The organism is Gordonia sp. 'Campus' (assembly GCF_022206305.1).
Lineage (GTDB): Bacteria > Actinomycetota > Actinomycetes > Mycobacteriales > Mycobacteriaceae > Gordonia.
In genome coordinates this window covers 35,039-48,478 of record NZ_JAKOIW010000027.1, presented here as the reverse complement: position 1 = coordinate 48,478, position 13,440 = coordinate 35,039, and the positions used below count along the sequence as shown (strand labels likewise).

Genomic DNA, 13,440 nt, shown 5'->3' with positions numbered 1-13,440 from the left:
ATGCCGGTGCGGTCGTCACCCTCCCGCCCGCCCCCGCCGTCACGAGCTTCGACGGGCGCTGACCCTTCGAGACGCTCGCAGGCTCGCTCCTCAGGGAGCCGGACCGCTCGCAGGCTCGCTCCTCAGGGAACCGGACGGCTCGCAGGCTCGCTCCTCAGGGAGCCGGCGGTCACGCGTTCTCCTTGCGGAACACCGAAGTGCCCCACAGGGTCCCGAGGCCGGCGAGGATGAGCGACGCGAGCACACCCCACAAGACCTGAGCACTGGCGAGGTCGCCGGAGAAGGTGTCGCGCACCGCGTCGACGATCCACCGGAACGGCATGAAATCGCTCAGGCTCTGCAGCCACGACGGCCCGAGCGTCATCGGCAGCAGGATGCCCGACAGCAACAGCACCGGCATCATCACCATGTTGATCAGCGGGGCCATGACGTCCTCGCTCTTGGTGGTCAGCGCCAGGGCATTCGACGCCGCGGCGCAGGCTCCGCCGATCAGCATCGTGATGGCGATGCCGATGATCACGCCGACGAACGATCCGCGCATGCCCATCACGTAGCCGAGCACCACGAGGATCAACGCCTGCACCAGCAGCTGCAGCATGTCGCGCATCAGCCGGCCCGTCAGCAACGCCGTGCGGCTAGCGGGAGTCACCCGCTCGGCTTCGATGACGCCTTCGCGCCACTCGCCGATGAGGCTGAACCCCGCGAACAGCGCGCCGAAGAGACCGAGCTGCACCAGGAGTCCCGGCACGAGAAAGGTGTACGGGTTGTCCGCGCCGCCCGGGAACTGCGCGACGAGCGGTTTGAGCAGCGGGCCGAACAGCACCAGGTAGAGGATCGGCTGCATGACCCCGATGAGGACCCAGGCGGGGTTGCGCAGGTTCATCCGGATCTGACGACGGAAGACGATGGTGCTCTCGCGGAAGAAGGTGGTCATCGGGAGGCTCCCTGCTGATCGAGTGCGGAGGTCGGGACATCGGTGGAGGGCTGAGCGGCGGCCTCGTCCGGTCCGCCTCCGCCGGTCTCGGCGTCGCGCAACGACCGCCCGGTGAGGGTGAGGAAGACGTCGTCGAGGGTGGGACGCAGAACCTCGATGGAGTCGAGGGTGATCCCGCCGGCGTCGAGGTCTCGCAGCAGTCCCGGCAGCGCGCGCCCTGCCCGCGGGACCCGGCCCTGCACGTGCCTGCCGTCCACTTCGATCCGGCCCTCGCCGTTGCCGCCGGTGACGGAGGCGAGCTTCTCGGCAGCCGTGGACACCGCGGTGGCGTCGGCAACCTCCAGCGACACCAGATCACCCGAGACCTGGGCCTTCAGATTGTCGGAGGTGTCCGCGGCCACGATCCGGCCGTTGTCGATGATGATGATCCGGTCGGAGAGTTCGTCGGCCTCGTCGAGGTAATGCGTCGTGAGGAAGACCGTGGCGCCGCGCTCGGTGCGCAGACGCCGGATGTGCTCCCACAGGTTCGCGCGCGCCTGCGGGTCGAGACCGGTCGTCGGCTCGTCGAGGAACACCAGGGACGGCTCGTGGACGAGACCCATCACGATGTCGAGGCGACGCTTCTGACCTCCGGACATGTTCTTGGGCATACGTTCCCAGAGTCCGTCGAGCTGAAGTTGCGAGAACAGGTCGTGACCGCGGCGGGTGGCCTCGGCACGCGACAACCCGTACAGCATCCCGTGGTCGACGATCTCGTCGCCGGCCTGCGCCTGACTGAATGTTCCGCCGGCCTGCGAGACGTAGCCGATGCTGCGCCGGACGGACACCGGGTCGGCGACCACGTCGTACCCGTTGACCGTCGCGGTGCCCGCAGTCGGTCGGAGCAGCGTCGTCAGCATCCGCAGCGTCGTGGTCTTGCCCGCGCCGTTGGGTCCGAGGAAGCCGACCACCTCCCCCTCGGCGATGTCGAGGTCGACGCCGTCGACCGCGCGGACCTCGCGCTTCTTCTTGCCCTTCCCGGTGTGGAACACCTGGACCAACCCGCGTGCATGGATCATGCGGACTTCCCCTTCCCGTGGCATCTCTCGTGCTTGATGGGTGCGCACTTCATCGTGTGCTGATCGTCGTGGTGGACGGCCGGATTCCGACGCCCCCGATGAAGATCGACTGATCTGACGACGAGTCTTCATCGCAACGAGGACAAATCCGGTCCGCTTTCACCCGCGGCGTAACGATTCGCCGGAGGGGTCCGCTACTTCCCAGTAAGACACCGTGTGAGTACCGTCGTATGTCGGGTCACATATTCGCCGGGCACGTTATTCGGGAAAGGTTCACCATGGCGGTCATCGCAGACACCACTGGCATCAACAACATCGGCATGCTCGGCATCGGCGCCTACCGGCCCGAACGCGTCGTGACCAACGACGAGATCTGCGAGAACATCGATTCGTCCGACGAGTGGATCTACACGCGCACCGGCATCAAGACCCGCCGCTTCGCGCGCCGCGACGAGAACGTCATGGAGATGTCGGTCAACGCCGGACGCAAGGCGATCGCCAACGCGCTGCTGCAGGGCTCCGACATCGACGCCGTCATCCTCGCCACCAACACCCACCTCCTGCTGACCCCGGCCGGCGCCACCAAGGTCGCGACCGAACTCGGCTGCAACGGTGTGCCCGCCTTCGACGTGACCGTCGGCTGCGCCGGCTTCGGCTACGGAATGGCCCTCGCCTCCGACATGATCCGCGGCGGCAGCGCCACCCACGTGCTCGTCATCGGTGCCGAACAGCTCTCGGTGACCATGGACATGACCGACCGCACCAACTGCTTCATCTTCGGCGACGGCGCGGGCGCCGTCGTCGTGGGCCCGACCGAACAGCAACAGCTCGGCCCGGTGATCTGGGGCTCGGACGGCTCCCAGTTCAACGCGATCCGCCAGGACTTCGACTGGATCACCTTCCTGGACAGCGACCGCACCGAGCGTCCCTACCTGCGCATGGAGGGCACCGCCGTCTTCCGCTGGGCCGCCTTCGAGATGGGCAAGGTCGCCCACCGCGCCCTCGAGGCCGCCAAGCTCGGCTCCGAGGACCTCGACGTCTTCGTCCCCCATCAGGCCAACGCCCGCATCAACGAACTGCTCGCCAAGAACCTCAAGCTGCGCGACGACGCGGTCGTGGCCAAGGACATCGAATACACCGGCAACACCAGCGCCGCGTCGATCCCGCTCGCCATGGAGGACCTGCTCTCCACCGGCAAGGCCCAGCCGGGACAGACCGCGCTGCTCCTCGGCTTCGGCGCCGGCCTGTCCTACGCCGCGCAGGTCGTCACCATGCCTCCGGTTCCGTTCGAGTAGTTCCGCTTCAGGCGTTGCGGTTCAGCAGTAGGTATCGCTCACCGACACCTACTGCTGAATCATTTCGGGAGGGAACCCCGGCGGGGCGACGAGCGTCCAACCACGTATGCACCTGCCCCCTGGACTCCGCCGCATCGCAATCGAACACGACGGTGTGATCACCGCGGCCGACGCGCGCGCAGCAGGGCTCGACCGGACCGCGGTCGCACGGAGAGTCGCATCCGGCGCCTGGTCCAGAAGCGCGCGGGGGCTCTACACCGTCGCCGATCACCCGACCACCGCACGTACCCAGATTCGCCTGTCAGTGCTGCAAGCCGGTCCATCCGCCGTCCTCTCCGGGATGGCTTCGGTGTGGTGGCAGGGCCTGCTGAGCGATCCGCCGAAGACCATCACCGTCACGGTGCCGCCGAGTCATCATCGACGCCCCCTGTCAGGTACTCGCATCCGCTTTCGGCGCCTCGACGACGCGGATTTCTACGAGCGCGCGGGACTCCGTGTCACGGCACTGCCGGTCGCGCTGCTGGAAGGTGCATTGCAGGACTCGATAGCCGTCGTGGACAACGCGCTACTGCTCCGCCGCGTGTCCATGCGCCAGTTGCACGATGCGGTTGCACGACGCGCCGGGTCGCCCGACGCTCCAGGTCTCCGGCGCATCCTGGATGCACTGGGACCCGGGGCTCGCTCTGAAGCCGAACGACTGACCGTTGCGCTCCTCCGTGACGCGGACATAGAGGGCTGGGTCGCCAACTATGCGACGGACGGCTATGTGGCCGACCTCGCGTTCCCGTCGCAGCATCTCATCGTCGAGGTCGATGGTTTCGCCCATCACCGAGACGCGACCGCATTCCAACACGACCGACGCCGGCGCAACGACCTGCTCACGGCCGGGTGGGCGGTGCTGAACTTCACCTGGGCCGATCTGACCGAACGCCCCGACGATGTGATCGCCCGAATCCGTCGCGCACTCGCCGCTGCAACGTGAGTCGGGTCAGCAATTGGTATCGGTCAGCGATACCTACTGCTGACCCGTGCGATTGCTGGCTCTCATCGACCCTCGTGAGTTTGGCCGCCCCCACACCGCCCGGTAGCCTGGAACCTCGTGAGTTCCGAGGTGATCAGTCGCGAGGTGACGCGTCGTCGTACCTTCGCCATCATCTCCCATCCCGACGCCGGTAAATCGACGATGACCGAAGCGTTGGCGCTGCACGCGCGGATGATCAGCGAGGCGGGCGCCGTCCACGGCAAGGCGGGCCGCAAGTCGACCGTCTCCGACTGGATGGAGATGGAGAAGGCCCGCGGGATTTCCGTCAGTTCGACGGCGCTGCAGTTCAACTACTCGGCGGCAGCCCAGGCCGACCCCGACATCCCGAGCGTGATCAACCTCGTCGACACCCCCGGTCACGCGGATTTCTCCGAGGACACCTATCGGGTTCTCACCGCCGTCGACGCGGCGGTGATGCTGATCGACGCCGCCAAGGGGCTCGAGCCGCAGACCCTGAAGCTCTTCCAGGTGTGCCGACACCGCGGCATCCCGGTCATCACCGTCATCAACAAGTGGGACCGTCCCGGCCAGAGCCCGCTCGAGCTGATCGACGAGATCACCGAGCGGATCGGCCTGACGCCGACGCCGCTGTTCTTCCCGGTCGGCATCGCCGGCGACTTCCGCGGCCTGCTCGACCGACGCACCGGCGAGTACGTGCACTTCACCCGCACCGCGGGCGGCGCCAAGATCGCCCCCGAGGAGATCATGTCGGCCGACGCGGCTGCCGCGCGCGAGGGTGATGAGTGGACCGCCGCGATCGAGGAGAGCGAACTCCTCAGCGAGATGGGCCAGGACCACGATCAGGAACTGTTCCTCGCCGGCCAGACCTCACCGATGATCTTCGCTTCCGCGATGCTGAACTTCGGTGTGCGCCAACTGCTCGAGGTGCTCGTCGAGCTCGCTCCCCCGCCGGGACCCCGCCTCGACGTCGAGGGCGAACCCCGTCCGGTCACCGATCCCTTCAGTGCGGTGGTCTTCAAGGTGCAGGCGGGGATGGACTCCAGCCATCGGGATCGCCTGGCCTACATGCGCATCGTGTCCGGGGTGTTCGAGCGCGGCATGGTCGTCACGCACGCGCAGACCGGTAAACCGTTCGCCACCAAGTACGCCCAGGCGGTCTTCGGCCGCGACCGTTCGACCGTCGACACCGCCTATCCCGGCGACGTCGTGGGACTGGTGAACGCGACCGCACTCGCACCGGGCGACACGCTCTACGACGGTCCGAAGGTACAGTTCCCGCCGATCCCGTCCTTTGCGCCCGAACACTTCTCGACGCTGCGCGCGACCACCGCTGACAAGTACAAGCAGTTCCGCAAGGGCATGGACCAGCTGGAGAGCGAAGGCGTCGTCCAGGTGCTGCGCAACGAGACCCGCGGCGAGGCCTCCCCGGTGCTCGCCGCCGTCGGACCGATGCAGTTCGAGGTCGTGACCGCGCGCATGAAGGCGGAGTACAACGTCGACACCATCATCGAACCACTCGGGTACTCCCTGGCCCGCCGGACCGACGCCGACAGCGCGGCCGAACTGAACCGGCAACGCGGCGTCGAGGTCTTCACGCGCACCGACGGCGCGGTGCTGGCCCTCTTCAGTGACAAGTGGCGCCTGCAGTACATCGAGAAAGAGCACCCCGATCTCACACTCGAACCCCTTGTCGCAGCTGCGGATTGACCGACCAGTGGGCCCAGGCACACGATCGGCCCGCGTCGCCGCGCTGATGGGTGCGGTGGCGGCCCTCGTCGTCGCCTGCGGGACGGACGGGGGTCCGTCGACACCGTCGACCAGCTCGACGCCCCCACCCACCGCGCAGCCCGTCGACCCGGCGAACTGCACCGAGAAGCCGCCGCAGGGCGACATCGACCGCAGCGGCCAGGGTTTCCTGTTCCAGGACGGCAGCATCGACATCGCGGTCACCCGGCCGTCGGACACGTCCGGTCGCGGACCCGGCGCCGGGGTGACCCCGACCGATGCCACGACCTGCTACGAGTTCGAGCGGTGGGGACCGGCCCAACCCGACGTCCCGCCCGACTCACTGCTCTTCGTCTTCAAGGACGCCGGTGCCGGTGGCGCCCAGATCGAGTTCCTGATCAGCGAACTGACCGGTGGACTGTTGCCCCCGGTCGGTGGGGCGCGGCCGACGGTGGGCCCGCTGACCAAACCCGTCAACGCGCAGATCGGCGTGTCCGTCGACGGCGTCTACCACCATTCGTCGACATGTCAGCTCAGCGTCACCGCCATGTCGGATCAGCTCGCCGCCGGGTCCTTCAGCTGTCCGACGGCGACCCGGGTCGACGCCAACCCGCTCGCCCCCGACGACGATGTGTCCTACGACATCGACGAATCGTCGACCAAGAAACCAGCCCCCACCTCCGGCCCGACAGCCGGCGTCTCGCTGTCCGGGTGGTTCGAGCTCAGGCCATAGTCGTTGTGGCGGTGGTGATCACCGACGCCGACCGTCAGGCGCCGACGATGCGCGCCACCACCGCAGGATCCACGTCCTCGATGGAGGCGGGGTCGAAGGCGGGCGTGCGGTCCTTGTCGACGAGAACCGCGCGGACCCCCTCACGGAAGTCGTTGGTGGCCGTGATCTGTTCGGCCGCATGCAGTTCCCGATCGAAACACTCGTCGAGCACCGACCGTGCCCCCGCGGCGATCATCGCCGCGGTGACCCACAGACTGGTCGGTGACGCGTTCTCGAGAAGCCCGAGCATCTCCTGCGCCCACTCGTCGCCGACCGCGCCCCGCAGCCCCCCGACGATGGCATTGACGTTGTCGTCGGCGAAGTACTCCCCGATCTTGCGCAGCGGGACGTCGGAGGTCTCCTCGGTACCCGAAGAGGCCAGTGCATCGGCCAGCGAGGCCCCGGACCGGATGCTCTCCGCGACCGCGGGCAGATCGGCGGACGAGACGAAATGCGTTGCCATCCCGACGGCCACCGCGTCGACACCGCGAATGCGAGCCCCGGTGAGCCCCAACCACATTCCGACCCCCTCGGGCAGGCGCGGGAGGAAGTACGTGGAACCGATGTCGGGGAAGAAGCCGATCGCCGTCTCGGGCATCGCGATCAGTGCCTTCTCGGTCACCACGCGGATCTCGCCGTGCACGCTGATGCCGAGCCCGCCCCCCATCGCCGCCCCGTCGATGAGGCTGACGTAGGGCTTGGGGTAGTCGGCGACGAGCTGGTCGAGTCGATACTCACTCGCGAAGTAGCGGGTGATCGACTCGGTGTCGCCGTCGATCGCATGCTCACGGATCGCCCGGATGTCCCCGCCCGCGCAGAAGGCCCGGTCACTGGCGGAGGTCACGAGCACGGTCTCGATCGAGTCGTCGTCACCCCATTCGCCGAGGGTGACGTACATGTCGTCGATCATGCTCTGATCCAGCGCGTTGAGAGCTTTCGGACGGTCCAGGACGATCTCGCCGACACCGCCGGCCACCGAGGTGCGAATGAAAGACATGCCACAACCGTAGCGGTCAGCCGGCACAGATAATCCGTTGGCAACCCGACGCGCGTCGGCTACGGTGGTCACCACTGTACGACGACCTCAGGAGTGATCCGCCCCGATGAACAGCTGAAGTGGCCCCGGCCCGGAGGCACCCGCCCCGGACATCACCGACATCTCGTCGGTGTACCCGACCCACTTCAGGAGTGTTCATGTCTTCGTCCATCGTGCTGTCCGACGTCTCGTTCGCCTGGCCCGACGGGACCGTCGTCTTCGATCACCTCGACCTCGCCCTCGGTGCCGAGACATACGCCCTCATCGGCGCCAACGGTGCGGGCAAGTCGACGTTGCTCGCACTGATCGCGGGGCGTCTCCCGGCCCGATCCGGGAGCATCACCATCGCCGTCGGGTCCGTCTCGGCCGAGGTCGCCATGGTCCGGCAGGACCCACAGGCCGATCCGGAGGCCACGGTCGCGCAGTTTCTCCGCATCGACGAGACCCGCAGTGCGATAAGGCGAATCGAGAACGGGTCGGTCGAGCCGGCCGACTTCGACGCCGTCGGCGACGACTGGGGTGTCGACGAACGCGCCGTGGGGCTGCTCACGCAGATGGGCCTGCCACCCGACCTCGACCGTCCGGTCGGCGCCATGTCCGGCGGCGAGGCCACCCTCCTCGCCATCGTCGCCGCGCTGATCACGCGGCCGTCGGTCCTGCTGCTCGACGAGCCGACCAACAACCTCGACACCGACTCGCGCGCGCGGCTTTTCGATGCCATCCAGGCATTTGCCGGCACCGTGGTGGTCGTCAGTCACGACCTCGAGCTGCTCGAGCGCGTGGACGCGACCATCGAGCTCTACCGCGGTCGGGTGCGCCTGTTCGGCGGCCCCTACTCGCACTATCGCGAGATCGTCGACGCCGAACAGGAGGCGGCGGAGGCCGCGGTCGCCACCGCCGCCGGCGATCTGCGCAAACAGCGGCGGGAGATGTCCGAGGCGCTGATCAAACTCGACCGCCGTGCCCGCACGGGCGCCACCGCGGAACGCGAGAAGCGTGTCCCGAAGATCGTGGCGCACAACCGCCGCAGCGAGGCCCAGGTCTCGGCGGGCAAGTTGCGCAACGCCCATCGCGACGACGTGACCGCCGCTGCGACGAGACTCGACGAGGCACGCGAGGACATCCGTGCCGATCGCACCGCGAAGATCACGCTTCCGGAGGTCGAGGTGGCACCGCGGGCACAGATCGTCGTCGACGACCGGCTCCGCATCGATGGACCCGAGCGGGTGGCACTCGTCGGCCCGAACGGCTCCGGGAAGTCGACACTCATCGCCGACCTCATCGAGCAGGATCGCATCGTCGTTCCGTACGCCTTTGTGCCGCAGCAGATCCTGTTCGACGACCCGACCGCGTCGATTGCCGGTCATGTCACGGCGCACCACCCCGACATCTCGACCCAGGATGTGCGGGCGCACCTGGCGCGGTTCCTGTTCCGGGGCGCCCGGGCCGACCGCGCGCTGCAGGAGCTGTCCGGCGGTGAGCGGCTGCGGGTCGCGGTCGCCGACGCACTCCTCGGTGATCCGACGCCGAAGCTCCTGATCCTCGACGAGCCGACGAACAACCTCGATCTCGACACGGTGACCCAACTCGTCGACGCCCTCGGGGCCTGGGCGGGGGCGCTGCTCGTCGTCTCCCACGACACCGGCTTCCTCGACCGGATCGGGATCGAGCGGCGGGTCTCCCCGCCGAGCGCGGAGGACGAGGCCGCCGGGACGGAACCCGCCGTCGACGCCCAGGCAGACCGCTGACGAACACTCGGTGACTCGACCCGCGGTGCGGCCGCGGCGCCCGCATACTGCGTGCGATGCCTCCGTCAGCCCTTGCCACGACCGATCCGCCGGTGGACGAACCCACCCCCGTCGTCCTCGTCCACGGGATACGGGTGAGCGGCGCAACACTGCACCGGGTGGCGGCCGCGGTGGCGGCGACCGCACCGGCGGGAAGGGACGTCGCGACTCCCGATCTCCCCGGTCACGGACGGCGGCGGGCGGAGACGTTCACGATGGGCGGTGCCGTCGACGCCGTCGTCGCCGAGATCGAGCGGTTCGGCCGGCCGGCTGTCGTGGCCGGCATGTCGATGGGCGGTTATGTGGCGATGGCGGCCGCGGGTCGCCACCCAGGTCACGTCGCCGCGCTGGTGCCCATGTGTGCGACCGCGCAACCCAGTCGGGTGCTCGCGGCGCCGTTCGAGACCTTCGGGGCGGTGACGTCGCTCCTGCCACGTCAGGCAGCGGTGATCAGTCAGGTGCTCACCCGCCTGGCCGTCGGCAGGCAGGTGTCCGAGGACATGGAGATCGGCGGGTTGTCGCTCGGGTCCATCGCCGACGTCGTGGGCGAGCTCAAGCACTTCGACGCGCTCGGTGAAGTCGGTCGATATCCGGGCCGCACGTTCTTCGTCAACGGGAGTCAGGATCAGTTCCGGGTTCACGAGCGACGGTTCGTCGACGCCGCACCGGGCGCGACCCTCACCGTCGTTCCGCGTGCGAGTCATCTCTTCCCGCTCATCCAGCCCGAACTCGCGGGACGGCTCGTGGGTGAGGTGGCGGCGGGCTGCGACCTCACCGGTGCGGTCGGACACGAACTCGACTCATAGGTCCTACCTCAGGGTGTCTGAGTCGCACCCAGTTTGAGCGTGATCGGCGTCTCGTGATCGGATGGCTCGTGGTCGCTGCAACATTCGTGGCGGTACAGCGGCGTCCGCTGCGGATGACGGGAGGCTGGATGGGCACGATCGAGGTCACCGGTGAGCGTCAGAAACAGGCGTGGGCCGACAAGGTGCTGCCACCGGTGGAGGAAGTCCGGCCCGACCTGTGGTCGATTCCGGTTCCGATGGGCCCCAACCCCCTCCGATACGTCCTCGTCTACGCGCTGGGTCTCCCCGATGGTGGGCTCGCACTCATCGATGCCGGTTGGCCGTCCGACGAATCGTGGGACGTGCTCGTAGCCGGAATCCGAGCCACCGGGCGCGATGTCGCCGACGTCCGATCGGTCGCGGTGACCCATCTCCATCCGGACCACTTCGGCCTCGTTCCACGGCTTCTCGAGCATGCGGATGCCGAGCTGTGGATGCACCACGACGACGCGCGGTATCTGCGTCACCACTCCGACGCCGAGGTGGAGAGCCAGCTCAACCAGGCCCGATCGGAGCTCCGGGCGCTCGGCGCGCCGGCCGAGGTCGCCGACGAGGGACTCGTCGGATTCATCCGCATGCCCGACGGCCGCACCGTCGACCACGAGCTCACCGGCGACGCCGACCTCCACATCCCCGGATGGGACCTGCGCGCGGTGTGGACACCCGGCCACACCGCCGGCCATCTCTGCTTCGTCGACGACACCGCAGGCGTGATCTTCACCGGCGACCACCTGCTCCCGCGGATCAGCCCGAACATCTCCACCAATCCGATGCAGACGTCGAGTCCACTCGCCGATTACCTCGTGTCGTTGGCGAACACCGAGAAGATGCGTGACCACGAGGCACTGCCCTCGCACGAGTACCGGTTCCGCGGACTCGGCAACCGGGTGACCGGACTGCTCAGCCATCACGAGGAGCGACTCGCCGAGATCGCCGAGACCGTGGCCCGCGCACCGGAGAGCACGGCGTGGGAGATCACCCGGTCGGTGACCTGGTCGCGTCCGTTCGAGGAGCTGACGCTCACGCTGAGCCGACTCGCGTTGCGCGAGACCGATGCCCACCTCGTCGTCCTCCGCGAACGCGGCATTCTCACCGCCACCACCCCGGTGCACGATGCCGACTCCGTCGAGCCGATCCGGTGGTCGCCCGCCCCCGCCGACGAACCCGAACACTCTGATCCGCAGACTATCTCGACCGACGAAGGCCCCTGACACCCCATCCCGCCCACCCATCCAGAGGAGAGAGTTCCCATGAGTGCCGTGCTCACCGAGTTCGCCGACGGCGTCGCCGTCATCACGATCAACCGGCCCGAGGCGAAGAACGCCGTGAACCGCGAGGTCTCGGAAGGGATCGCCGCCGCCATCGACGAACTCGAGGGACGTGACGACCTCACCATCGGCATCATCACCGGCGCCGGAGGAACGTTCTGCGCGGGCATGGATCTCAAGGCTTTCACGCGCGGCGAGAAGGTGTCGCTCGACGGCCGCGGGTTCGGCGGTCTCACCGAAGCGCCCCCGAGCAAGCCCCTGATCGCCGCCGTCGAGGGCTGGGCCCTCGCCGGTGGCTGCGAACTCGCGCTGTCGGCCGACCTCGTCGTCGCGGCGAGCGACTCGAAGTTCGGTATCCCCGAGGTCAGACGGGGGCTCGCCGCCGCGGCCGGCGGCCTGCTGCGCCTCCCGAAGATCCTGCCGTACCAGGTCGCCATGGAGCTCGCGCTGACCGGCGATCCGCTCACCGCCGAGCGTGCCCACCAGTTCGGTCTGGTCAACCGGGTCACCGAACCCGGGGAAGCGCTCGCCGGCGCGCGCGAGCTGGCCGCGGTGATCGCCGCCAACGGGCCACTCGCGGTGCGCGCGACCAAGCAGGTCACCTCGATGGCCATCCGCTACACCGATCCCGAGCTGATCAAGAAGCAGTGGGACTACCTCGCACCGGTCTTCAGCTCCGACGACGCCCGCGAAGGCGCCATCGCGTTCGCCGAGAAGCGGGCGCCGCGCTGGACCGGCAAGTGAATCGCCGGATGTTCTGTTGACTCGGCCCGCTCGCTCCGCTCCCGGCGCCCGCTAGAGTGACCGGGGTGGACCTGCACCTCGTGACCTACTTCGTCGCCGTGGTCGACCACGGCGGGATCACGAAGGCCGCCCAGTCGCTGTACATCTCGCAGCCGTCCCTGTCACAGGCCATCCGGACGCTGGAGAAGCGGTTGGGCGTGACCTTGTTCGACCGCACCGGGCGACGCCTCGAACTCACCGAGGCAGGACGCAAACTCGATGTCGCGGCGCGACGCATCCTGGCCGACGTCGACCGCGCCAAGGCGAAGGTCGACGCGGTCCGCGAACTGCGGGCCGGGCGGGTCGACGTCGTGACCTATGCCGCCTTCAGCATCGACCCGGTGGTCAACGTCGTGCGCCTGTTCCGGGAACGGTTCCCGCGCTTGTCGGTACGCGTCATCTCCGCCGACGGTCCCGGCGGCGTGCTGTCCGCGCTGCGCTCCGGGGATGCCGAGATCGGCATCATGGACTCGGCCGCCGAACACGCCACCTTCTCCGCGATCCCGATGGCCGAACAGGATCTCGTGGTGGCCGTGCCACCTCGGCTCGCGGAGGAACTGCCCGACCCCGCACCGCACTCGGCCGTGCGCGCACTGCCGCTCATCATCGACCACAGTGATCAGCACACCGCCAACCTCTTCGCCGGGATCGTCGACGACGACGCGAAGAACGTCGTGATCGACTGCCAGCTACCCTCGGCGGTGTGGAGTCTCGTCCGGAGTGGTACCGGCGCAACGGTTCTCCCCCGCACGGTCGCCGACCGGCAGTTGGCCGGAACCCGTCGCGTCGCCCTCGACCCGCCGCTGTCGCGGCCGTGGGGGCTGGTACTCCGTTCCGGCTTGCCCTCGCCGGCCGCGCTCGCGTTCATCTCCGCAGCCCGCGCTCACAGCGGGATCTCCCCCGATCCGTCCGACACCCAGGATTGGTAGCCCGC

The 13,440-nt window shown here is 68.4% G+C and carries 12 protein-coding genes; 9 read left to right on the top strand and 3 right to left on the bottom strand.

Annotated features, from left to right (window positions below):
• Positions 1-169: 169 nt before the first annotated feature.
• Both MAY35_RS21385 and MAY35_RS21380 read right to left on the bottom strand, forming a co-directional pair.
• Positions 170-934: an ABC transporter permease gene (locus MAY35_RS21385; RefSeq protein ID WP_238423294.1), complete on the bottom strand. Its 765-nt coding sequence runs from the start codon at positions 932-934 to the stop codon at positions 170-172.
• A complete protein-coding gene (locus tag MAY35_RS21380) occupies positions 931-1,992 on the bottom strand; it encodes an ATP-binding cassette domain-containing protein (RefSeq protein WP_238423293.1) in 1,062 nt (353 codons plus the stop codon). Before MAY35_RS21380 ends, MAY35_RS21385 begins: the two co-directional genes overlap by 4 nt.
• A gap of 278 nt (positions 1,993-2,270) precedes the next feature.
• Between MAY35_RS21380 and MAY35_RS21375 the strand changes: the two genes are divergently transcribed.
• The 4 genes from MAY35_RS21375 (at position 2,271) to MAY35_RS21360 (ending at position 6,748) form a co-directional block, all read left to right on the top strand.
• Positions 2,271-3,287 (top strand): beta-ketoacyl-ACP synthase III, encoded by a 1,017-nt coding sequence (locus tag MAY35_RS21375; RefSeq protein ID WP_238423292.1) that lies wholly within the window; start codon positions 2,271-2,273, stop codon positions 3,285-3,287.
• A gap of 106 nt (positions 3,288-3,393) precedes the next feature.
• Entirely contained in the window at positions 3,394-4,269 is an 876-nt protein-coding gene (locus tag MAY35_RS21370) for a DUF559 domain-containing protein (RefSeq protein WP_238423291.1), read from the top strand.
• 117 nt (positions 4,270-4,386) lie between these two features.
• Positions 4,387-5,997, top strand: coding sequence for a peptide chain release factor 3 (locus tag MAY35_RS21365; RefSeq protein WP_238423290.1), 1,611 nt, complete (start codon positions 4,387-4,389; stop codon positions 5,995-5,997).
• 46 nt (positions 5,998-6,043) lie between these two features.
• Positions 6,044-6,748, top strand: coding sequence for a hypothetical protein (locus tag MAY35_RS21360; RefSeq protein WP_238423300.1), 705 nt, complete (start codon positions 6,044-6,046; stop codon positions 6,746-6,748).
• 34 nt (positions 6,749-6,782) lie between these two features.
• Here the strand turns inward: MAY35_RS21360 and MAY35_RS21355 are convergent, their stop codons facing one another.
• Positions 6,783-7,784: an enoyl-CoA hydratase/isomerase family protein gene (locus MAY35_RS21355; RefSeq protein WP_238423289.1), complete on the bottom strand. Its 1,002-nt coding sequence runs from the start codon at positions 7,782-7,784 to the stop codon at positions 6,783-6,785.
• A gap of 197 nt (positions 7,785-7,981) precedes the next feature.
• Between MAY35_RS21355 and MAY35_RS21350 the strand changes: the two genes are divergently transcribed.
• The 5 genes from MAY35_RS21350 (at position 7,982) to MAY35_RS21330 (ending at position 13,435) form a co-directional block, all read left to right on the top strand.
• Positions 7,982-9,571: an ABC-F family ATP-binding cassette domain-containing protein gene (locus MAY35_RS21350; protein WP_238423288.1), complete on the top strand. Its 1,590-nt coding sequence runs from the start codon at positions 7,982-7,984 to the stop codon at positions 9,569-9,571.
• A 56-nt stretch (positions 9,572-9,627) separates the two neighbouring features.
• Positions 9,628-10,416: an alpha/beta fold hydrolase gene (locus MAY35_RS21345; RefSeq protein WP_238423287.1), complete on the top strand. Its 789-nt coding sequence runs from the start codon at positions 9,628-9,630 to the stop codon at positions 10,414-10,416.
• A 128-nt stretch (positions 10,417-10,544) separates the two neighbouring features.
• The gene (locus MAY35_RS21340; protein WP_238423299.1) at positions 10,545-11,666 is read left to right on the top strand and encodes an MBL fold metallo-hydrolase; all 1,122 of its coding nucleotides are present in this window, start codon (positions 10,545-10,547) and stop codon (positions 11,664-11,666) included.
• A 39-nt stretch (positions 11,667-11,705) separates the two neighbouring features.
• Positions 11,706-12,467: a crotonase/enoyl-CoA hydratase family protein gene (locus MAY35_RS21335; protein WP_238423286.1), complete on the top strand. Its 762-nt coding sequence runs from the start codon at positions 11,706-11,708 to the stop codon at positions 12,465-12,467.
• Positions 12,468-12,532: 65 nt separating this feature from the next.
• Positions 12,533-13,435, top strand: coding sequence for a LysR family transcriptional regulator (locus tag MAY35_RS21330; protein WP_238423285.1), 903 nt, complete (start codon positions 12,533-12,535; stop codon positions 13,433-13,435).
• The last annotated feature ends 5 nt before the right edge of the window (positions 13,436-13,440 follow it).